Annotated in this window: 21 protein-coding genes; 10 read left to right on the top strand and 11 right to left on the bottom strand. The window is 68.1% G+C overall.

Annotated elements, in window-relative coordinates:
- Window positions 1–175 precede the first annotated feature (175 nt).
- Both HMPREF3165_RS11215 and HMPREF3165_RS11220 read right to left on the bottom strand, forming a co-directional pair.
- A complete protein-coding gene (locus HMPREF3165_RS11215; protein ID WP_070513542.1) occupies window positions 176–898 on the bottom strand; it encodes a response regulator transcription factor in 723 nt (240 codons plus the stop codon).
- Window positions 895–1,959, bottom strand: coding sequence for a sensor histidine kinase (locus HMPREF3165_RS11220; RefSeq protein ID WP_070513545.1), 1,065 nt, complete (start codon window positions 1,957–1,959; stop codon window positions 895–897). Before HMPREF3165_RS11220 ends, HMPREF3165_RS11215 begins: the two co-directional genes overlap by 4 nt.
- 130 nt (window positions 1,960–2,089) lie before the next feature.
- Between HMPREF3165_RS11220 and HMPREF3165_RS11225 the strand changes: the two genes are divergently transcribed.
- The 5 genes from HMPREF3165_RS11225 to HMPREF3165_RS11245 all read left to right on the top strand — a co-directional run bounded on the left by HMPREF3165_RS11225 (window position 2,090) and on the right by HMPREF3165_RS11245 (window position 6,082).
- Entirely contained in the window at window positions 2,090–2,875 is a 786-nt protein-coding gene (locus HMPREF3165_RS11225; protein WP_070513548.1) for an ABC transporter ATP-binding protein, read from the top strand.
- Window positions 2,872–3,681: an ABC transporter gene (locus HMPREF3165_RS11230; protein ID WP_070513550.1), complete on the top strand. Its 810-nt coding sequence runs from the start codon at window positions 2,872–2,874 to the stop codon at window positions 3,679–3,681. The genes HMPREF3165_RS11225 and HMPREF3165_RS11230 overlap by 4 nt, the downstream gene beginning before the upstream one ends.
- Window positions 3,678–4,421, top strand: a complete 744-nt coding sequence (locus HMPREF3165_RS11235; RefSeq protein ID WP_070513553.1) for a cupin — start codon at window positions 3,678–3,680, stop codon at window positions 4,419–4,421. The genes HMPREF3165_RS11230 and HMPREF3165_RS11235 overlap by 4 nt, the downstream gene beginning before the upstream one ends.
- 190 nt (window positions 4,422–4,611) lie before the next feature.
- A complete protein-coding gene (locus tag HMPREF3165_RS11240; RefSeq protein ID WP_256275298.1) occupies window positions 4,612–5,571 on the top strand; it encodes an HNH endonuclease in 960 nt (319 codons plus the stop codon).
- A gap of 70 nt (window positions 5,572–5,641) precedes the next feature.
- On the top strand, window positions 5,642–6,082 hold the full coding sequence (locus HMPREF3165_RS11245; protein ID WP_070513559.1) for a hypothetical protein: 441 nt from the start codon (window positions 5,642–5,644) through the stop codon (window positions 6,080–6,082).
- A gap of 151 nt (window positions 6,083–6,233) precedes the next feature.
- On the opposite strand, the gene HMPREF3165_RS13525 is transcribed toward HMPREF3165_RS11245, so the two are convergent.
- Window positions 6,234–6,491, bottom strand: a complete 258-nt coding sequence (locus HMPREF3165_RS13525; protein WP_218079053.1) for an excalibur calcium-binding domain-containing protein — start codon at window positions 6,489–6,491, stop codon at window positions 6,234–6,236.
- 40 nt (window positions 6,492–6,531) lie between these two features.
- On the opposite strand from HMPREF3165_RS13525, the gene HMPREF3165_RS13530 reads away from it, so the two are divergent.
- Window positions 6,532–6,723, top strand: a complete 192-nt coding sequence (locus HMPREF3165_RS13530) for a hypothetical protein (protein ID WP_218079054.1) — start codon at window positions 6,532–6,534, stop codon at window positions 6,721–6,723.
- A gap of 224 nt (window positions 6,724–6,947) precedes the next feature.
- Here the strand turns inward: HMPREF3165_RS13530 and HMPREF3165_RS11250 are convergent, their stop codons facing one another.
- A complete protein-coding gene (locus tag HMPREF3165_RS11250) occupies window positions 6,948–7,376 on the bottom strand; it encodes an excalibur calcium-binding domain-containing protein (protein ID WP_070513562.1) in 429 nt (142 codons plus the stop codon).
- 461 nt (window positions 7,377–7,837) lie between these two features.
- On the opposite strand from HMPREF3165_RS11250, the gene HMPREF3165_RS11255 reads away from it, so the two are divergent.
- Together HMPREF3165_RS11255 and HMPREF3165_RS11260 are read left to right on the top strand one after the other, a co-directional pair.
- Window positions 7,838–8,635, top strand: coding sequence for a CPBP family intramembrane glutamic endopeptidase (locus tag HMPREF3165_RS11255; protein WP_070513564.1), 798 nt, complete (start codon window positions 7,838–7,840; stop codon window positions 8,633–8,635).
- A 457-nt stretch (window positions 8,636–9,092) separates the two neighbouring features.
- Window positions 9,093–9,731, top strand: a complete 639-nt coding sequence (locus HMPREF3165_RS11260; RefSeq protein WP_070513566.1) for a malonic semialdehyde reductase — start codon at window positions 9,093–9,095, stop codon at window positions 9,729–9,731.
- Here the strand turns inward: HMPREF3165_RS11260 and HMPREF3165_RS11265 are convergent.
- The 7 genes from HMPREF3165_RS11265 to HMPREF3165_RS11295 all read right to left on the bottom strand — a co-directional run bounded on the left by HMPREF3165_RS11265 (window position 9,726) and on the right by HMPREF3165_RS11295 (window position 17,619).
- The gene (locus tag HMPREF3165_RS11265; protein WP_070513572.1) at window positions 9,726–10,127 is read right to left on the bottom strand and encodes a PIN domain-containing protein; all 402 of its coding nucleotides are present in this window, start codon (window positions 10,125–10,127) and stop codon (window positions 9,726–9,728) included. The genes HMPREF3165_RS11260 and HMPREF3165_RS11265 overlap by 6 nt on opposite strands.
- Window positions 10,124–10,435 (bottom strand): type II toxin-antitoxin system Phd/YefM family antitoxin, encoded by a 312-nt coding sequence (locus HMPREF3165_RS11270; RefSeq protein WP_070513575.1) that lies wholly within the window; start codon window positions 10,433–10,435, stop codon window positions 10,124–10,126. The genes HMPREF3165_RS11265 and HMPREF3165_RS11270 overlap by 4 nt, the downstream gene beginning before the upstream one ends.
- Before the next feature lie 111 nt (window positions 10,436–10,546).
- Window positions 10,547–10,933 (bottom strand): hypothetical protein, encoded by a 387-nt coding sequence (locus HMPREF3165_RS11275; protein ID WP_003788794.1) that lies wholly within the window; start codon window positions 10,931–10,933, stop codon window positions 10,547–10,549.
- A 125-nt stretch (window positions 10,934–11,058) separates the two neighbouring features.
- Window positions 11,059–12,690 carry a catalase gene (locus HMPREF3165_RS11280; RefSeq protein WP_256275301.1) on the bottom strand — a complete coding sequence of 544 codons (1,632 nt, stop codon included), beginning with the start codon at window positions 12,688–12,690 and terminating at the stop codon, window positions 11,059–11,061.
- Between the two features lie 416 nt (window positions 12,691–13,106).
- Window positions 13,107–13,817 carry an anaerobic ribonucleoside-triphosphate reductase activating protein gene (locus tag HMPREF3165_RS11285; RefSeq protein ID WP_070513608.1) on the bottom strand — a complete coding sequence of 237 codons (711 nt, stop codon included), beginning with the start codon at window positions 13,815–13,817 and terminating at the stop codon, window positions 13,107–13,109.
- Window positions 13,818–14,183: 366 nt separating this feature from the next.
- Window positions 14,184–16,163 (bottom strand): ribonucleoside triphosphate reductase, encoded by a 1,980-nt coding sequence (locus HMPREF3165_RS11290; RefSeq protein ID WP_070513580.1) that lies wholly within the window; start codon window positions 16,161–16,163, stop codon window positions 14,184–14,186.
- A gap of 571 nt (window positions 16,164–16,734) precedes the next feature.
- Entirely contained in the window at window positions 16,735–17,619 is an 885-nt protein-coding gene (locus HMPREF3165_RS11295; protein WP_370991910.1) for a hypothetical protein, read from the bottom strand.
- A gap of 509 nt (window positions 17,620–18,128) precedes the next feature.
- On the opposite strand from HMPREF3165_RS11295, the gene HMPREF3165_RS11300 reads away from it, so the two are divergent.
- Together HMPREF3165_RS11300 and HMPREF3165_RS11305 are read left to right on the top strand one after the other, a co-directional pair.
- Complete coding sequence (locus HMPREF3165_RS11300; protein ID WP_070513583.1) at window positions 18,129–18,437, top strand: hypothetical protein; 309 nt, start codon at window positions 18,129–18,131, stop codon at window positions 18,435–18,437.
- A 139-nt stretch (window positions 18,438–18,576) separates the two neighbouring features.
- Window positions 18,577–20,367 (top strand): M20/M25/M40 family metallo-hydrolase, encoded by a 1,791-nt coding sequence (locus tag HMPREF3165_RS11305; protein ID WP_070513586.1) that lies wholly within the window; start codon window positions 18,577–18,579, stop codon window positions 20,365–20,367.
- Window positions 20,368–20,559 lie beyond the last annotated feature (192 nt).

Here is a 20,559-nt window from a genome sequence, read left to right on the forward strand (position 1 = left end):
CAGCCTGACGTCGCATCACCGAGCCGGCCTTACGTACCGCACTCTTGGAGAGCATCTTCCCCTCCCCTCCATCCAGCCTGACGTCACTGCTTCTCACGCCTCGTCCTCGTAGCCTCGAGTCTATGCGACGGCAGGACAAGCGAACGAGACCCTCAGTTTCGCATCATGACAGACCTCAGCGGGGGCTGATGAGGCCGGCCTCGTAGGCGGCGATGACGAGCTGGGCGCGGTCGCGGGCGCCCAGGCGGGCCAGGAGCGCGGTGATGTGACTGCGGCAAGTGGCCCGGGTGATGCCGAGTTCGACCTCGATCTCACTGTTGGACAGGCCCCGGGCGATGAGCAGGAGGACCTCGCGCTGGCGGGGCGTGAGGGCCTCGACCTCACCGGTCCAGGTGCTACGGGAGGTGCCGGTCGACGTCGTGCTCGGCATGCGGGCCACGAGGCGGGCCAGCACCTGGGGGCTGAGCAGCGACTGCCCCTCATGGACGGTGCGCACGGCGTCGACGAGGGACTGCGGGTCAGCGTCCTTGAGAAGGAAGCCGCAGGCGCCGGCGCGCAGGGCTCCCAAGACGTAGTCATCGATCTCGAACATGGTGAGGATGAGGACGCGCGTGGCCGCGAGCGCCGGGTCAGCGCAGATCCTTCTGGTGGCCTCAATGCCGGTCAGGCCCGGCATCTGGATGTCCATGAGGACGACGTCGGGGCGCAGTTCGGTGGCCAGGGCGACCGCGCGGGCACCGTCCTCGGCCAGGCCGACGACGCTCATGCCGGGCTCGGCCTCGAGCAGGGCCGCCAGGGTGGTGCGCAGGAGGGCCTGGTCCTCGGCGATGAGGACCCGGATGGGGGCACCGGGAGACCCGCCGGTCTTGTCGGTCGGCGCACTGGTGGGATCCGTCATGGCTTGCCCCTGTCGCTCCTGGGATCGGTATCCGGTGACTCACTGGCGGGTCTGCGTTCCGGGCCCGTGCTGTCTCCGGAACCCCGGGTGCTGCTGGTGGCCCCGGCCGCGTCGTCGGTGGGAATGGGCAGGATGGCCTCGACGGCGAAGCCTGGGGCGTCGGCGCGGGGGCCGGCGGTCAGGGTTCCGCCGAGCGCGGTCAGGGTCTCGTGAAGTCCGCGCAGTCCTTGCCCGGCCCCGGGGTGGGGCTCCCATCCGGTCGCGGGCCCGTCATCGACGACGGCGATGCGCAGCCGTCCCGGCTCCCTGCGGAGGGTCACGCGGGCGCGCGTAGGGCCGGCGTGGCGGGCGGTGTTGGCCAGGGCCTCGGCCACGACCCGGGTAGCGGCCTGGGCCGTCGGAGCCGGGAGACTATCGGTCATCGTCGCGGCTTGGGCGACGCCCGCATCTGCGCCGATGTGCGGCGCATCGGCGTCGAGATCGACGGTGACGCCGGTGCGGCGGGCCCTGTCGATCAGCTCCCGAAGGGCCTCGGCGAGGCTGTTGACGGGGCCGGGGCCGGCTGCCGGCGCGTCTCCCGCCGGGATCGCTGCGAGCGCCCCGGGCGTCGGGGGCATGTTCTCGTCGCGCAGGACGGCGAGCATGCGCCGCAACGCGTCAGTGGCCTCGCGGGAGGCGGTCTCGACGTCGTCGAGTGCGGTTCGCAGCCCGTCGGGGGTGGTCTCGAGTCGCCGGGCCACGGCGCAGCGCACGGTGATGGCGCCGAGGTTGCCGGAGACGGCGTCGTGCAGCTCACGGGCGATGACGAGGCGGTCCTCGGCGACGGCGCGCGCGGCGGTCTCCTGGGTCAGGCGCCGCTCGTGGGCACGCCGGTCGCGCCGCCGCAGCCACAGGGAGGCGGCGACGAGCCCGGCCATGACGAGCAGTACCGTCATCTGGGCGCGCCGAGAAGGATCCGGGGAGTAGCCGACCAGGGTGCCCAGGCCAAGAACAATCACGGTCAGCCCGGTGATGGCGCGCCCGAGCGGCGAGTGGCGCGGTGGGACGTCTGGGGCTGGCACGCGGCCAGTCTAGGAAGGCGGCTCGGACGCTTCATCGAACCTGGGTCTGACGGACCTGGGTCTGAGGCGGCGGGACCACCTCGGCTGGGCGGCCGATGCGCACTGCCGCTCGGCGCGCTGGAGTTGGCCCATGATCGCTATTGAGAACCTCGTCAAGCGGCACGGGGCGCGGGAGGTGCTTCACGGCGTGAGCCTGGAGGCCCGTCCGGGCCGCGTCACCGGATTCGTGGGCCCAAACGGCGCCGGGAAGTCCTCGACCCTGCGGTGTCTGCTGGGTCTGGACCGGGCCGACGGCGGGCGGGCGCTCATCGGCGGGCGCCCCTACCGCGAGCTGCGCGAACCGCTGCGCACGGTGGGGGCGGTGCTCGACGGCTCAGGCGCGCATCCCTCGCGCACGGCCCGCGGCCACCTGGGTTGGGTGGCCTCGGGGGCGGGAATCAGTCGGCATCGGGTGGCTGAGGTGCTCGACGTCGTCGGGCTGAGTGAGGCGGCCGGGCGGCGGGTGCGCACCTTCTCCCTGGGAATGGGGCAGCGCCTGGGGCTGGCGACGGCGCTGCTGGGTGACCCGGAGGTACTCATCCTCGACGAGCCGGTCAATGGCCTGGACCCGGAGGGGATCCGGTGGATCCGCAGGCTGCTTCGGCAGCGCGCCGACGCCGGGGGCACGGTCCTGCTGTCCAGTCATGTTCTGGCCGAGCTGGCTGAGGTGGCCGACGACGTTGTCGTCATCGCCGGCGGGCGGGTGCGAGCGGCCGGGACGCTGGAGGAGGTCGCGGCGGGCTACGCGAACCTGGAGGAGGCCTTCTTCTCGTTGACCGCCCCGACCGGGGGCGAGGCCGGCAGCGGGGTCGGCGGTGGGGCCAGTCGGGCTGGCCGGGCAGGGCAGGCCGAGCGCAAGGAAGGAGTCCGTTCGTGAGCGCGGCGACGGCGCTGGTGCGCTCCCTCAAGGCGGAGGTGCGCAAGACGATGGGGCTGCCGGGGGCCTGGCTGGGGGCTGCGTTGGCGATCGTCCTGCCGCTCCTGATCGAGTACTACACGGATCATGACCTGGCGGCGCGGCTGGCGGCCGGAGACCCGGATGCGCCGGCGCGGTTGGGCGACGTCGGCGTCATCGGGCTGTACGTGGGGACGACGGGGATCGTGGTGCTGGCGGTGAGTGTGGTGGTCAGCGAGTACGCGAGTGATCCGCGCACGAGCGGGGCCTCCAGCGCTCCGCGTCAGGTGGCGACGACGATGCTGGTGCAGCCGCGGCGCGGGGCGTCGGTGGCCGCGAAGCTGCTCGTGGTGCTGGGGGCGGCGACGGTGCTGTTGGCGACGGCGTGGGCGGTGACCTACTCGCTGTGCCGGCACCTGCTGGGGGCGAGCGTGCCCTTCGAGTCGGTGCCGTGGTGGATGCTGACGGGGATCCTGACGTGGTGGGTGTTCTCGGCGATGGCGTCGATGGCGCTGGCGATGGTGACGCGCAGCGCGCTGGTGTCGATGACGGTTCTCGTCGCGATGTCGACGATGCTCTCGCCGGGGGTGCTGCTCATCAGGTCCACCGATGCGGCCCGGTTCCTGCCGGACACGGCGGCGGTGCGGCTCATTGCGAACCCGACGACGCTCAACTACGACCGGCTTGTCGAGCTGCTGTCGATCCCGATGGCGGCCGCCGTCTGCGCGGCGTGGGCGGGCGGGTGCGCGGCGGTGTGCTGCTGGGTGTGGATGAGGCGGGACGCATGAGCGGGGCCGGTGCGGCCAGCAGGGTGCGGGCTACCGCTGGGGTGGCGACCGTCTGGGGGCGGGCGCTGCGCGCGGAGCTGGTGAAGGTGGTGACGCTGCCGGCGATGTGGTGGTCGGCGGCGGTGGCGGGCGCGGCGGCGGTCGCCACAATGATGTCGGTTCTGCGTGACGTGGTGGATGGGCGGGGCCTCGGTTTCGAGGAGGTCGCTCCGGTGTGGGCGCTGGCGGTGCAGATCGGCTTCGTAGCGGCCGGGGTGGCCGCGGCGGGCGCCGAGCACTCCACGGCGCAGGGCATGACGAGTCTGCTGGTGACTCCGGCGCGGGCGCGGCTGGCGGCGGCGCGACTCATAATGCTGGCCGGTACGGGAATGGTGGCGGCGAGCCTCCTGGTCGGGACGAGCCTGGCGGCGTGTCCGGCGATGTCGACGGCGGCGCTGTGGGCCGGGGGACGGACCGCGGTCTGGTTGACGGCGGTGCTACTGCTGTCGGCTGGGCTTGGTGCGGCGCTGCGCAGCGTTATCGGTGCGTCGACGGCGGCTGTGTCGCTGGTGATTCTGGCACCGCAGCTGGCCGCGTTCCTGGGCGACGCCGCCCGCTGGCTTCCGGGCCAGGCGGCCCAGATCTGGCTTGCGGCCGACACATCGCGGGCGGACGTCGCCTCTGCCGGACTCATCATCCTGGCCTGGACGACGGCCGCCCAGACGGCCGGCATCGTCCGGCTGGTACAGGCGGATGGGTGAGGGTCAGGACGCCACAGGTCGACCCAGCCACCGCCCATCAACGCCGGGGGTGGGAGCGGGTGAGGACCCTCCCACCCCTATCCCTTGCCGAGTAAACCCAGATCACTCAGCATCGTTCCAGCACGATATACTCTCGCAGAGACATTCTGCCATCGCAGGCAGACATCCCAGTCTCTCACCTGCTCTTTTCATGAGGAACACCACCATGGACCGGCAAGTTTTTACTCCTTTGGAGGAGCGTGATGCGCACTTGGCCGCCATGCAGTGGTTCGAGGCGGAGCAGATGAGCGGCCGCGAACTCTTCACTCACAAAGAGTTAATGGGCGGTTTCTCTTGGCATGGCCACCACTTCCGCCTCACTCATCAATCCCAGGGGATTTGGAAGCCACAAGAATTTGAGGCCGCCCTGACATTCAAGACAGCAGCCCCCGACCCCAGAAAAGAAGCACCATACGCCGACCGGATTGACGACAGTGGACTACTTCGCTACAAGTTCTCCGATACGAAGAAGTGGGCGAACGATGCGATGAAGGTAGCCGCTCAGCGGAACTATCCCCTCGCCTGGCTCGTGGGAGTGAAGCCGACCCCGTCAACGCTGTTCTATTACGCCCGTTTCCCCGCCTACATCGTTGACATCGACGAACGTAATGCGGAGTTCATCATCGCCATTGATGAGACGACACCAGCCACCTCATTTCATAAGGATTCTGGCCAGATCGAGAAGAAGTATGTTTCTCGGTGGACGAAGGCGCGTATCCACCAGCACGACTTCAGGGAGCACGTACTCAGTGCCTACCAGATCTCTTGCGCAGTCTGCGATCTTCCGCACGCACAGCTCCTGGAAGCCTCGCACATCATCGCCGACACCAAGGAAGCGGGAGTCCCTGAGGTCAGCAATGGTTTGGCCCTGTGCAGGCTCCACCACACCGCCTATGACCGTCACCTCCTCGGCATCGACGCAGACCGCCGCATCCACGTGGCGACACGAGCAAAACGGATCGAGACCGTCCATCTGCAAACTGGCTTACTGCCATTTGAAGGCCGCTCCCTGACGCACGTGCCTGCCGCCAAACAGATGCGCCCTGATGGCGACCGCCTTGCCGAACACTTCAAAGAGTTCCTCCAAGCGGAGGAGCAGACAGTCGGGTAGGCCCCAAAAGCTTCCAGCAAGCTACGCACTACTCCAGAGAATGGGCTTTCACCAATCGAAGGAGCCCATCATGATCTTCCCGCGAGACATCACGACTGAAGCCGAGGCGGCGGTGCTTGAACACGCTGATCGCCTCGCCGCCGTCATCGGCAAGCACTGGCACCCCACCGACGATACCGCTCGAGACGACGTCATGCTGCTCGTTGCCGATCTCCTGCGCGCGCACGCCGAGACAGGGATCGAGATGCAGACCTGGAGAGCGGCACTCGACGTTGTCTTGGATCATCTCGCCGCAGAGCCGGAAGGAGCAGATCTGCTCCATCGCCTCGGCCGGCCGGCCTGGTTCACCGTCATCGGCACGACCAAGGACGGTCAGCGCGAGCCCGTCGCCGTCCTCCCGGGCCGGCGACGGCTGGAGGTAGCCATCGGCGCCTGGAGCACACAGGTTCAGGCACCCACCGCAGCAGACGCCGTCCGAGCAGCGTCACGTGCGGACCGGCCTGCCGCCTGAGACGTTCACCTTGTGAAGCACTCGCTCAACCACACAGACTCGCACGTCATTTGTGCGTCGTTCACAACGTCTGGACGTTGTGAACGACGCACATGGAGCCTGGGAGACTCTCGCGCCACCACCGCTCGAGACGGCAGACCTCGACGGGACCTTACTTGAACTCGCAGGCGACGCCGTCCCCGTCCCGATCCAGCTCTTCACGGTATCCAGGATCGCCCCGATGCAAGGGGGCCGCACCCGACTCCTTCGCCTTCTTGCAGTTGGGAAAGTACGTGCTCTCCTGCTTCGGCTCCTCGGCGGGCGCGGGAGCCGCTGCGCCACCGCCGGCCTGGGTCGTGGCCTCTGGTGTCGGCTCGGGCTCCTGCGTCGCAGGTGGTGCAGGAGACTCCGACGGCGGGGCCTGCGTCATCGGAATCAGCGACGGCGTATGACTCGGGGTCGGGGATGGGGTGGGACTCGGAGTAGGCGACGGGGAGGGAGTCGGAGTAGGTGACGGCGACGGAGAAGCAGTCACCGTCGGCGAAGGAACAGGTGCCTGCGAGCCCGCGTCGTCAGCCACGGATGGAGCCCCGCACCCGGCCAGGCCGGCGCAGGTCGCCATGGCCAAGGCCGCGGACGCCGACCGCACCACCATCTTCTGATGATCCGACATCCGCGCGGCCAGCCGCCGAGCGCCAGTGCGGGGAGACAGCAAGAATCCAGAATGGGATGGAAATACCTTCATGAGAACCTCGATATGGGGAAGCAAATAACAGCACGTTGCGCCACGTCATGCCGCATAGCACTCCACGCGACATGACGGGACACCTATCAACAAACCTTGAGTGGAGTACCGACGGCGGCTCGCAGCAGCGAAAGACGGAGCCTATTTGTCGCAGGCAGAGCCATCCCCATCTCTGTCCAGCTCAGGACGGTAGCCAGGGTCACCCTTGTACATCGGCGCAGCTCCCGCCGCCTTGGCCTCCTTGCAGTTGGCGTAGAACTCCTTCTGAGGCTCGGGTGCCGACTCCGACTTCTTCTGAGACTCCGACTCGGAGTTCGCCCCTGACTCGGAGCCCTCCCCCGAGTCCGAGCTGCCGAGCCAGCCGCTCCAACCGGACGAGTCCTCCGTCGGCTCCGCGGCAGGCTCCTCACCGGGCTCTTCGGCCGGTGCCTCCTCGGAGCCGGCGGAGTCACCACCAGCGGCATCCTGCTGGGACTCGGCCGGCGCAGCGGACGACGCAGCATCACTGCTGGCACTGGACACGTCGTCGCAGCCGGCGATTCCAACGCCAAGAGCCAGGGCGAGGAGCACAGGAGCCGAGGTCCTCAGCAGCCCCCGCCGCCTCGACGTCGAGGAAGACACTGATGAAACAGACAAACGGGAAAATATGGGAGAAATAGGGGACAAAAAGGGCGCGTTCACGAGAGCCTCGAGTCAGGAGAAGGGATGGTGGGCGGCTAGCCGATAGAATTGAAGCACTCCAGGAGCAGTAATAACTCACGCCGCCATAAAATGCAATCGCATTGATATGCACATTTTTTACTGTTGCGGAGAATAAAAATTGACGTGAGAACGCTTGACAATTGTCCCTTATTGTTACGATTATTGGATAGACTTCCATCCCCACGACAGCCGCCCCCCATGTGCTCAGGCCGCTCAGCGAGCCTTAGGGAGCCGAACCGGAGTCTGACGAACCAGGGTCTGAGGGGCGCACCGCGGCTCAGCCGCCGGGGCGATGCCGCTCTCGGGCCGGCCGCCCCACACTTCCGGCCATGAGCACTTCCCGCACGTCCCTGTCCCAGCAGACGCCGACCGCCTTCGGAGCACCGAATCCTTCGCCGTCGGACTCCGCTCCGAGCCCCGCTCCGGTCTCGGCTCCGACCGCAAGCACCCATCCCGACCGACTGAGCACCGTCGCTCTGGTCATCTTCACAAGCGTCTACGCCTTCTTCTTCCCCCTCCACCTCGGCCACTTTCTCATCCCTGGGGACGCCGGCCCCGCAACCGGCCTCGCGCTCTACATCGCTCTCTTCGCCGTCGGCGGCGTCGCCTTCCGCCACCCGCTGGCCCGGGCCGCCCGTCAGGTAGCGGCCCGTAAGCGGCGGGCCGTCCTCACTCTCATCGTGGGTGGACTCGCCACCTTGGTGATCGAGCTCGTCGGCGGCCTGGCGTCCTCGGCCCTGCTCAACCTCGCCGGCCTGTCCGGAGCAATCCTGCAGAATGACGCCAGCGTTGCCGAAGTCATTCAGATGTTCCCGCCGATCATCATCGTCGTCGTGCTCGGGATCGTGGGGCCGATTGTGGAGGAGATGTTCTTCCGTCAGCTCCTCATTGGGCTCATCGACCGTTTTGCGCCGACCTGGGTGGCTGTTGTCGTCTCCAGCGTTCTGTTCGGTGCGCTGCACATGCACTCGTTCGCGCTCTCCGAGGTACTGAGTGTTATCCCGCACGCCTTCTTCGGGCTCAGCTGCGGGCTGCTCTATGTCAAGACCGGCCGCAACCTGCTCTACCCGGCGAGCATCCACTGCCTCAACAACCTCAGCGCCTTCCTGCCGCTCCTCCTGTACTGAAACGACTCCCCGCCACCCTGCCCGGGCGTTGCGGGAACATAAGCGTTTGCGCCAACACCCTCGCAACACTGGCTCCGGTTGGCTTGCTCTCGACAGCTTCACTGTTGACGGCGCCCGAGGCGCCCCGTCAGCACGGGACACGAGGAGGAGATACAGACCATCACAATCAGGCCGAGCGCCGGGAGCGGCATTCTCATCCATAACTTCCTGCCTCATTCCCTACAGCGCTCGGCCCGGAGCCTCACCTTCCCATCGAGGAGAACGGCTACTTCTCGTGCAGCAGGACCGTGGCCCTCACAGCGCACACTCTCCGCCATCGCATGGATCGCCTGCGCGACGGAGACCCGCTGCGAGGCCGCACGTCAGGAGGGTGAGGAGAGCAAGGGCGGGGACAGCAAGACTGCCTTGTCGGGACAACATCCGCCCCGGGGGAGACGGCGCGTGCTTCAATCGGAGCATGGCAGTCGTCTCCCCCGTTCCGGTTCCGGGCCCCGTGCCCGACGAGTCCATCCTGACCGAGCCCGACGCTTCGCTGCTGTTCAGCGGGGCACGCACCGCCTACACCTTCACCGACGAACCGGTGACCGACGCCCAGCTGCGGGCGATCCATGAGCTGGCCAAGTGGGCGCCGACGGCGGTCAACGCCCAGCCGTTACGGGTGGTAGCCGTCCGATCGGCGGCGGCTCGCGAGCGCCTGCTTCCCTGTCTTCCCCGCGGTAATCGCGAGCAGGCCGCAGGCGCGCCTCTCACCCTCGTCTGCGCCGCCGATCGGCCCTTCGCCGGGTCCCTGCCTCGGCTGCACCCGCGCGGCGAGCGCTACCAGCGTCTGCTGGAGGAGGGCGGGGCGGAGATGCGGGCGCGTTGGGCACGCACCTCAGCGCTGATCCAGACGGCCTACGTCATTCAGGCGATTCGCGCCGTCGGGCTGGCAGCCGGCCCCATGAACGGGGACGACGCTGAGGCGTTGGCGACCGAGTTCTTCGCCGGCCAGGACGTGGAGGTGCTGCTGGTCATCAACGTCGGTCACCCAGGGCCAGACGCCTACCAGGAGCGCAACCCGCGCCTGCCCTTCGAGGAGGTCTATCAGGTGCTATGAACTCAGCGGGTCGATCGCGCCCAGCCCCCAGGACCGGGCGGCGTCGGCCAGCCGAGCGTCATGAGTCAAAACCGTGACAGGGTGGCGAGGGTCGTCCAGCAGCGTCGCAGTCGCCAGGTGAATGGCATCGAGAGACTTCAGCTCACCAGTCAGGGCGCTGGCGCGCTCAATGACATCCGGGCCGATCTCGACGAGCTCCACTCCCTCGATGAACTCATCGACCACGCGGATATCGAAGTGCTCCCGATGCGCCGCCCGAGCCATCTCCACCGTGAGCAGACAGGAGGAGACCAGCCCCTCGGTGGCATGCGCATCCATGATGAGCCGCGCGGCCTCGTCGGCTCCGGGCTGCCCGAGGAGGGAGAGCAGCGCCACCGAGGTGTCGAGGTAGATCACCTGTCCTCCTCGCGCTCACCGAGGAGGAACTGCTCCAGGTCGAAACCCTCAGGCGTCCCCCACCGCCTGGCGGGCAGCGCCCAGTCGCCTGCGGCCCGACGGACCTTACCCTCACGGACCATCCGCCCGTACCAGGTCTCGTCATGGCGGATCGGGACGATCTGGGCGATCGGGCGGCCGCGGTCGGTGACCGTCACAGGCACACCGGTGGACTCGACCTCACGGTAGACCCGCCCGGCCTGCTGATTGACCTCCCGCAGTCCCACAGTCCTGCTCCCCGGAGAAACCGGGGCACCCGCTGCACTCATGACACGAGAATACGACAAAGGTTCTACATGTACTACTTTGTGGCTGCGGGGTCGGAGGCGGGATCGAAGGCGAGGCCGAAGGCTCGAGACTCAGCGTCAGCCCCCTCGCCGCTAGGGCCGGAAGATCGAGCTGTCCTCGCTGACGTAGGCAACCGCGAGCCGCTGCGTCCAGGCCATCTGGCCGACGATCTTGACCAGCGCGTTCGCGTCTGACCAGCCGACACCGATGTAGATGTAGTCCGCGCCGATGGTGTAGTCGGCGACCGGCAGCCCCTGTTCCTCCCGCTCCTCGAGCTCTGCGTCACTCAACGCGTCGGGACCGTTGAACGGAGGGAAGGCCCGGATGAGGTCGCGGTAGAAGGCCCTGATCGCCGGGGTAGAGCCCTCGGTGGTGTCGTAGTCGCGCGGCTCCTCCCACCGGGAGACCTGTTCCCACCACTGGGGAAAGTCCTCATCGGTGACCGCGTCCGGCTCGAAGATCAGGATGTCGTAGCTCATGCCCCGAGGCTAGGAGTGCACCCCGTCACCAACCATGGACACCGCTCCCCACGGCGACCTCCAACAGCGGCCCACCGCCTCCACTGGGAGGTGGCGGGCCGCCGTCGGATACCTGGACGCAGTGCTCAGAGCACGTAGGGGTCGTTCATCGGATCGGTCAGGGTAGTCGGGTCAGCCACGTTGGTGTCACGGCCGGCCGGGCCGAGGTTCGCGGCCGAGGCCGGGGCGGCGGGCGACGTCGGGACGTCGAGCTCGGCGTTGGCGCGGTTGCGCGCCAACCACAGCTCGTAGGAGTCGGCGGTGGCGCCGTCGAGGTCCACGCTGTCGATGTCGATGCCCAGAGCCTGGGCCACACCACGGCCGTAGTCGGGGTCCGCGTGGTAGCAGTTGAAGATGTGGCGGTGCTTGATCTGCAGGGTCGAGTCCCCCATGGCGCGGGCGGTGTTCTCGCACAGGACGAGCTGCTGCTCGGGCGTCATGGCGCGCCAGAGCATGCCGGGCTGGGTGTAGTAGTTGTGGTCGTCCTCGCGGAAGTCGTACATGGCGACGTCGCCTCCGGCCTGGACGGGCTCGGAGAGCTCGCGCGAGTCCTGCCAGTTGCCGTAGGAGTTGGGCTCGTAGGCGTTCTGGGATCCGGCGTTGCCGTCCACCCGCATGGCGCCGTCGCGGTGGAAGCCGTGGGGGCAGGCGACGCCGCGCGGGGAGTTGACCGGAATCTGGTGGTGGTTGACGCCGAGGCGGTAGCGCTGGGCGTCACCGTAGGAGAAGAGGCGGGCCTGGAGCATCCTGTCCGGGGAGTAGCCGATGCCGGGCACGATGTTCTGGGGCGTGAAGCCGGCCTGCTCGACGTCCTGGAAGTAGTTGTCGGGGTTCCTGTTGAGCTCGAGGACGCCGACCTCCTGGAAGGGGAAGTCCGCCTTGGGCCACATCTTGGTCAGGTCGAAGGGGTTGAAGTCGGTCAGGGCCTCGGCCTGCTCAACGGTCATGGTCTGGACGTACATGGTCCAGCGGGGGTACTGGCCCTTCTCGATGGACTCGTACAGGTCGCGCTGGTTGGACTCGCGGTCCTGGGCGATGACGGCGGCGGCCTCCTGGTCCGTGAGGTTGGCGAGACCCTGCTGGGAGCGGAAGTGGAACTTGACCCAGGTGCGCACGCCCTCGGCGTTGATGAAGGAGTAGGCGTGCGAGGAGAAACCGTGCATGTAGCGGTAGGACAACGGGATGCCGCGGTCGGACATCGTGATGGTCACCTGGAGGAGCGACTCGGGCAGGCTGGTCCAGAAGTCCCAGTTGGTGTTGGGGCTGCGCAGGTTGGTGCGGGGGTCGCGCTTGACGGCGTGGTTGAGGTCGATGAACTTCTTGCCGTCACGGAAGAAGAAGACGGGGGTGTTGTTGCCGACGACGTCCCAGTTGCCCTCGGAGGTGAAGAACCGCATGGCGAAGCCGCGGATGTCGCGCTCGGCGTCGGCGGCCCCGCGCTCGCCGGCGACGGTGGAGAAGCGCATGAAGAGCTCGCACTGGTTGCCCTCGGCGGAGAAGATCGCGGCGCGAGTGAGCTCGGGGATGGCGCGGGTGACGGTGAAGGTGCCCCAGGCGCCTGAGCCCTTGGCGTGCATGCGGCGCTCGGGGATGACCTCGCGGTTAAAGTGAGCGTGCTTCTCCAGCAGCCAGGCGTCCTGGAGGGCGACGGGGCCGCGGGGCCCGGCGGTCATGGAGTCCTGGTTGTTGTAGACGGGCGAGCCGTTGGCCATCGTCATGCGACCCTGGCCGACGGCGTTGTTGCGGCTGGGCAGGTGCTCGCCGAGGCCGGCGCGGGACATGGGGCAGCCGGCGGGAGCACTGTCCTGAGGGGTCTCGGGCAGGTTGGTGTCGTTCATGGGTATCTCCTTGCTCGGCCAGCGGGCCGGGGTGTCGCGACGCGCGAGGTGCGCCTGAGCCGGTCAGGGCGCCGCAGGTACCGCTGACCGCTGTCAGCCGCGACGACGAGATGACCGCCTGTCAGCAACCATAGCCGAACAATAAGGAGATGTCTCAGTAGTTGCCCCACTGAATGAGATCACTAATGTGTAGGTGGGTGTCGGCCGCCGCGTAAGCTCGCTGGCGGTCACCACCAGCGCATCGGTGGCTGACCAGCTGACACCGGCCATGGACACCGCCGTCCACGGCAGCCCCCCTACGCCGGGCGGTAGGTGAAGCGGTCCCAGCCCAGGGCCTCGATGCGCTCGGCCATGCGCTCGCACATCCCGTCCCAGCCGGGCGCCACGACGTCGAACTCCCCGCTCGTCCCCTCGGAGCGAGCCTGCTGGAGGGCGTAGACCCGCGCCCCCGCCGCGCGCACCCGCCGGGCCACCTCCACGGCGTCGTCGGCCGTCACGTCCCCGGGCACCACAGTGGTACGTACCTCGAAGTCGGGCCCACCGCGGCCGGCCGCCTCAACGAGTACCTCCAGACTCTCCCAGGCCCTCGCGGCCGCGTTCGCCCGGCCGACCACCTGCCCGTAGTGCTCGGGCAGGGCCTTGATGTCCAGCCCCACCCAGTCGACGAGCCCGGCCTCGATCATGTCCCGCAGCCGCCGCGGGTAGGGCCCGGCCGTGTGCAGCCCTACCTGGAAACCCATGTCGATGATCTCGCGGGCGGCGTCGGCCAGGGCGTCCTGGCGCAGCGCCTCACCGCCGGTGAGGACGACGCCGTCGAGTAGCCCGCGCCGACGGCGCAGCAGGGCGCGCACCTCCTCCCACGCCACCCGGCCGGGCGTGCGGGTGGGGATGAGGTCCTGGTTGTGGCAGTAGAAGCAGTTCCAGGGGCAGCCCTGCAGGAAGACGGTCGCGGTCAGGTGGTCGGGCCAGTCGACTGTGCTCATGGGGACGAGCCCGGCGATCACCAGGTCGTCGGCGGGCCGGCGGCCGGGGCCGACAGCGAGACCCTCCCGAGACCCGGTCGCTCCCCGCCTGGTCGCAGGAAGGCCGGGCTCGCTGGTTCCGCCGGCGTGGGCACCCGCGGACCTCGAGCCGGCGGAGGCGCCCCGGCCCGCACCGTCCTCAGTGGCCCGGGCCAGCTGGGCAGTCTGTGAGTTGGTCGGCGGACGTGTCTGCGGTGAAGTCACTGTCCCCTCCTCTCGGGACGTCGTCGGGACTGCGGGGAACTGCCGGGCTGCTGGGCCGACCCGAGGGTCGGCGTCGTCACAACACCGAGCCCGCTGGGCGCCATCGCCGGATCATCCGACGGCACCCAGCGGTCCCGGCGGGTCCTCTCAGGCGCTGACCGCGCTCAGGCGCGAGACGGCCGGGCCGTGACCACCGGCGGCGACCTCGGTGAACATCTGCCGCTCGGCGTACTCGCCCTTCTTGCCGATGTTGAAGGAGCGCACCGGGCGGAAGTAGCCCATGACGCGGGTCCACACCTCGCATTCGACCGGCTCGGCCTCGGGATGGAGCTCGGCGCACTTGTCGCAGGGGAGGTGCTCGCCGACCAGATATCCGTGGACGGGGCAGATGGAGAAGGTCGGCGTGATGGTGATGTAGGGCGTGCGGAAGGCGGTCAGGGAGCGGCGCACCAGCTCCTTGCAGGCGGCGGCCGAGGAGATGCGCTCGTTCATGTACAGGTGCAGGACGGTGCCGCCGGTGTACTTGGTCTGGAGCTCCTCCTGCATCTCCTGGGCCTCGAAGGGGTCGTCGGTGTAGCCCACGGGAATCTGGGAGGAGTTCGTGTAGTAGGGGTTAGCCTCCGTGCCGGCCTGGAGGATGCCGGAGTAGCGCTTGCGGTCCTCCTTGGCGAAGCGGTAGGTGGTGCCCTCGGCCGGGGTGGCCTCAAGGTTGTAGAGGTGGCCGGTGGCCTCCTGGAACTCGACCATCTTGTCGCGCACGTGGTCCAGGAGGCGCACGCACATGGCGTGGCCGCGCGGGTCGGTCAGGTCGTAGGCGTCGTGGGTGAAGTTGCGGACCATCTCGTTCATGCCGTTGACGCCCAGGGTGGAGAAGTGGTTGTCCAGGGTGCCCAGGTAGCGCTTGGTGAAGGGGAACAGGCCGGCGTCGATGTGGTGCTGGATGACGGTGCGCTTGAGCTCCAGGGTGTCGCGGCCGATCTCGAGCAGCTCGTCAAGCCGGGCGGTCAGGGCGGCCTCGTCGTCGGCGTAGAGGTAGCCGAGCCGGGCCATGTTGATGGTGACGACGCCGACCGAGCCGGTCTGCTCGGCCGAGCCGAACAGGCCGTTGCCGCGCTTGAGCAGCTCGCGCAGGTCGAGCTGGAGGCGGCAGCACATGGAGCGGATCATGCCGGGGTCGAGCTCGGAGTTGATGAAGTTCTGGAAGTAGGGCAGGCCGTACTTCGCGGTCATGGTGAACAGCAGCTCGGTGTTGGGGGCGTCCCAGTCGAAGTCGCGGGTGATGTTGTAGGTGGGGATGGGGAAGGTGAAGACGCGGCCCTCGGCGTCGCCCTCGGTCATGACCTCCATGAAGGCGCGGTTGATGAGGTCCATCTCCGCCTGGAGGTCGCCGTAGGCGAAGTCGCAGACGTCGTCGCCGATGAGGGGGTGCTCGTCGGCCAGGTCCGCGGGGCAGGTCCAGTCGAAGGTGAGATTGGTGAAGGGGGTTTGGGTGCCCCAGCGCGAGGGGACGTTGAGGTTGAAGATGAGTTCCTGCATGCACTGCTTGACCTGGGCGTAGGTCATGTCGTCCAGGCGGACGAAGGGCGCCATGTAGGTGTCGAAGGAGGAGAAGGCCTGGGCGCCGGCCCACTCGTTCTGCAGGGTCCCCAGGAAGTTGACGATCTGCCCGACGGCCGAGGAGAAGTGCTTGGCCGGGCCCGCGGCGATGGCGCCGGGGACGCCGTTGAAGCCCTGCTGGAGGAGGTCCTTGAGGGACCAGCCGGCGCAGTAGCCGGCGAACATGTCCAGGTCGTGGATGTGGAGGTCCGCGTTGCGGTGGGCCTGGCCAGCGGCGGCCGAGTAGACCTGGCTGAGCCAGTAGTTGGCGACGACCTTGCCGGAGGTGTTGAGCATCATCCCGCCCAGCGAGTATCCCTGGTTGGCGTTGGCGTTGACGCGCCAGTCGGAGCGGTCCAGGTACTCGGTGATGGTGGCGATGGCGTCCACAGTGGGGCGCTCTCCGCGGGCGACAGCGGAGTCGGCCGAGCCGGAGGCCACGAGGCACGGGTCGGTGGCGGGGGTGGCGGCCGGCGGCTGCGCCGAGCCGTCAGCTGCGGGGGTGGTGGAGGCAAGGTTCTTCTCGAGCACGGGTCTCTCCGATGGTCCTTCTCGTTCCTGTTCGCGGCCCTGCCGAGCATGGATGGGGCCGGTTCTTCCGGGTGCCGTCAGCGGCTGCGCGCTGCCTGCGGGGAGCGGGTCGGTCGGCGGCACCGGTGCCGACCCTACGCCCGCACGTGTGCCAGGAGCCGCATTGAGCCACATTATCTTGTGTCTTGATTGTATCCGGACCACAACATCTTGCGATAGAGGCATGGACTTTCGTCCCGATAGGCGTCGCCTTCCCGCGCGATCCTGCGGATCCCGCCTGACCTGCAGCACGGACCATCGAGGCCACAGGGAAGCCGCGGGCACGATCCAGATCCCCTCACCCGGCGTGTTGGGGCGAGGTCGGGAGCGCACCTCTCACCCCCGCGCGCGATCACTCTCCGCACGACCCATGTGCCCGGCATCGTTGCCACCGACCTCCTGTCATCCCCAGCGAAGTGGCATCACCGGAGCCGTGGAAGCCCTCTTGAGGGAGGTTCGTGTCCAAATCGGACACAAAGGAGTCCAACCACTTTTCACCGCGCCACACGAACCGCGGAATCATGCGGTTCTATCAAACGCACTCAGTACTCGTTGCCGCCTTTGTATCCGATTTGGACACTTCCCACCTCTCCAAGGCCCTCAGCACGTCCGGAACGACCTGATGCGCGTAGACATCCTTCCTTGTGAAGCGCAGTGGCAGGAAGCCGCGGGCGACGAGCCGGCGGTCGCGCCAGCGGTCGAGGCCGAACTGGTACTCGTCGCAGTGGTAGGTGTAGCCGTCGAGCTCGACGACCACCCACCCCTCGATCACCAAGTCCACCTCGCCGACTCCCCCGATCTCCACTCCGTCCTCGAAGCTCAGTCCTGCAGCATGCAGGTCCATTCGCGCCAACGTCTCCAAGGGGGAACGGGCCCGGTCGCTGGCGCGATCGAGTCGAGCGAGAGCCCGAGCCGAGCCGGGGCCGCGCAGCAGGTCCCGAATCTGCTCGGCAGTGACCCGCTCATCATGAAGTGCTGCGTCAAGAGCGATGAGTGGAGAGTCGTCCTGGACGTGGCAGCGCAGGAAACGAGCCAGCGCCTCAGGGAGCGGCTGAACCGGGTAAGAGGTTGGCGATATACGAGTCCGGTACCGGTCTGCATGGAGCACCTCCCGCCCGGCAGTCGAGAATCGCCTACCGGGCGCAACGACAAGATGAACCTGCTCGCCCCCTTGGGCCACGGGCAGCCCGTAGTACCGCATAGCGGCCTGGCAGGTGAGGAGCCCTTCATGAATGCGCGCCAGCACAACGGCGCGCTCAACGCCCGGGATACCGACAACCCCATGCTCATAGGCGATGAGCTCACCGGTCCTCACCAGCGAGGCGATGTGACGGCGCTGGGTGCGAGTCGGCTCCAGGTCCCGCATGCGCACCGCTCCGTAGCAGCCACGAACAATGGCGAGCAGCTCAGCGTCCATGGTGTTCACGGGACTCATTGCCGCCCGGCTGCGGAGTGGGCGCAACCCGGCCGCCGACGCCCTGTGGACAACTGGCGCATCCGTCAGCCTGTGGCCTCCAGGACCCATCGAAGTGTCACCGATGTCCTGACACAGAACTGTCACCCATGTCCCGAGACACAACAACCAGAGACTTCATGCCCCAGCGGCCAGAGCATGGTGTCCAGATCGGACACAAAGGAGCCCAACAACGTTTCACCCAGCGATACGAACCGCGGAATCATGCGGTTCTGTCAGACGCGCTCAGTACTCGTTGCCGTCTTTGTATCCGATTTGGACACTCACCACCGCTCCACGGCCCTCTGCACGCCCGGAACCACACGGGAGGCCGTTCGCCGGCATCACCGTTACCCGCGCTCACCCGGATCCGGACGGGACACCCCACCTCACCCCGCCACCCCGTCCTTCTCGTGGATCAGCATTGTTCTGTCGGGCTGGCCCGACATCGACCGACCAGGTGGCTGGATCGTGTGGACGATCATGCTCCGACAGCCTGGGTCCATGAGCACGGATACCTCTCCCTTCCACCGTTCCCGACCTCCATCGCAGCAGGTCAGACCCGCATCTCCCACCCAGCCTCGAGGCCCTGGGCGCACGTGCCCACCCGGATCCTGGCGGCGGCATCGCTGCCCGGCCTGTGCGGGATCGTCCGAGGCATCACGCTGTGGCCGGATCTGCCCGCCCTGCCGCGTCGCCGAGCCTGGCTCGGCTGGACGCAGGTGGCACTGACTGTCGCCTTCGTCACCGTCTGCCTGGTCGTCGCCTGGCCCAAGGCCTGAGCCGGCCACGCCTGGCGTCGCCTTCGCTCCCCACGCCGCATCCTGGGGTTCTGTCCTCACCGCCGGCGAGCTGAAGGCGTGAAGGTGACGCTGCCCCTCCCCCCATTCACCACCGATTCACGTCCGGAAAGCTGACACCATGACTGATCGCCGTTTTTCCGCGCCCGGTCTCGCCCGGAGCCTGCTGGCCCCGATCGCCGCCCTGCTGGGGCTGGTGGCGGGTCTGAGCATCCTCATCCCGCCCTCCCCTGCACCATCCAGCGCCGACCCGACCACGTTCTCCGCCGAGCGCGCCATGACCTCCATCAACCGCCTCGCCGACGAGCCCCACAGCGTCCTGCGCCGCGAGGCGCACGACCGGGCGCGCGACGACGTCGTCGGCATGTTCTCCGATCTGGGCTACACCCCCACAGTGCACTCCGACCCGCTGTTCGACCTCAGCAGCCCAAGGGCGAAAGAGACCTTCGATGCGCTGTCCGCCGAGCAGCAGGCGGAGTTCAAGGACACTCCAGCCGAGACGATCGTCGTCGACGTGCCGGGGAAGTCCGAGCGCACCATGGCACTCATGGCCCACTACGACTCGGCCATAGGCGCTGAGCCGGACGGAGACAGCGTGCGCCTTACTGCCGGGGACTCCCACGGGGCGGGTGATGACGGCTACGGCGTGGCCGTCATCGTCGAGACGCTCCGGGCTCTCAAGGCCGAGGGGCGCCAGCCGGAGAACTCGCTGAAGATCGTCATCACCGATGGCGAGGAGGTCGGCCTCCTCGGCGCTACCAACGAGATGCGCCACCACCGCGCCGACTACGAGAACGTCGACCTCGTTCTCAACCTCGAGGCGCGCGGCACGAGCGGTCCGGCGCTCATGTTCGAGACCTCCGCGAACAACAGCGCCGTTGCCGGCTACTTCCTGAGCCACGTGAAGCAGCCCGTGACCAGCTCGCTATTCCCCTCACTGTATGCGCGCATGCCCAACCTCACCGACATGACCGTCCTCATCCCCGAAGGCTTCACGGTGCTCAATATTGCGGCTATCGGGAACGCCGAGCACTACCACCACGCCACGGATGCCCCGCGCTACGTCGACCACTCGACCGTCCAGCACTACGGCGACCAGGTCCTCGGCCTCACCCGGGCCTGGGCCTTCGACGGGCAGGCCCCCACGTTGACGGCCGACGGCGACCTGCACTTCTTCCAGCTGTGGCGGGGGCTGACGGTGCGCTACCCGGCGGCGGTCGGAACAGGGCTGGGCTGCCTGGCCGTCATCGCGGCCCTCGGCGCCGTCGCGGTACGGGCCAGGTCGCTGCGCTGGAAGCGGGTCCTGGGCAGCGTCTGGGGCCTGACCTGGCGAGCCGTGTCCGTCTCCGCCGCCGCGGGGCTGCTGCAGCGTGGCGCGATGGCCATGGGGTGGGCACCCATCTACGGTGTCGGGCCGAACCCGCTGCTGGTGTGGATGTTCGCCGGCGGGGCCCTCATCGGGGCCGGGCTCACGGCGCACTTCGTGGTGCGACGCTGGAAGGAGGGGATCGGGCAGGAGACTCTCGCCGCGGTGCTGCTCCTGCTGGCAGCCGCCTGCGTGCCGCTCATGGTGCTGGTACCCGGCACCGCCTATGTCCTGGTCCTCACCACGCTCGCCCTGGCGCTGACCGCGCTGGCGCCACAGCGGATGCGGCCGGTGGTCGGGGCTCTGGCGGCCTTTATCAGCGTGGTGATCTTCGCACCCATGATCCTGCTCATCCACGAGATGCTCAGCCTCAGCGCGGTGTGGGTGACCGTGTTCTTCGCGATCGTGCCGGTGGCGCCGCTGGCACTCGTGCTCCTGCAGGCCGGTTCCCGGCGCGCCCGGAGCACCACCGCGTGGACCAGCAGCAGTTCTGACGCCGTTCCCGACGGCGCTGCCACTGCAGGTCGGGCCGCCGCGACGGCGTAGGACGGCGCGCAGGAAGCAGCGCAGGAAGCCGCCGCTGCGAGCGCAGCCTCGGGGCCTCGGGACCACTCCTGGTGAGTGGTCCCGAGGCCGCGGCCTGTTGAGCAGGGTGAATCAAAGTCCCGGCCGGGTGCGACGGGGCTGGTGCACGAGTCTCTTCTCGAGGTTTTCCACAGGGTGTCCTCGGGGTCTGGT

Origin of the sequence: Actinomyces sp. HMSC08A09 (assembly GCF_001807465.1) — a bacterium.
GTDB classification, from domain to species: Bacteria; Actinomycetota; Actinomycetes; order Actinomycetales; family Actinomycetaceae; genus Actinomyces; species Actinomyces oris.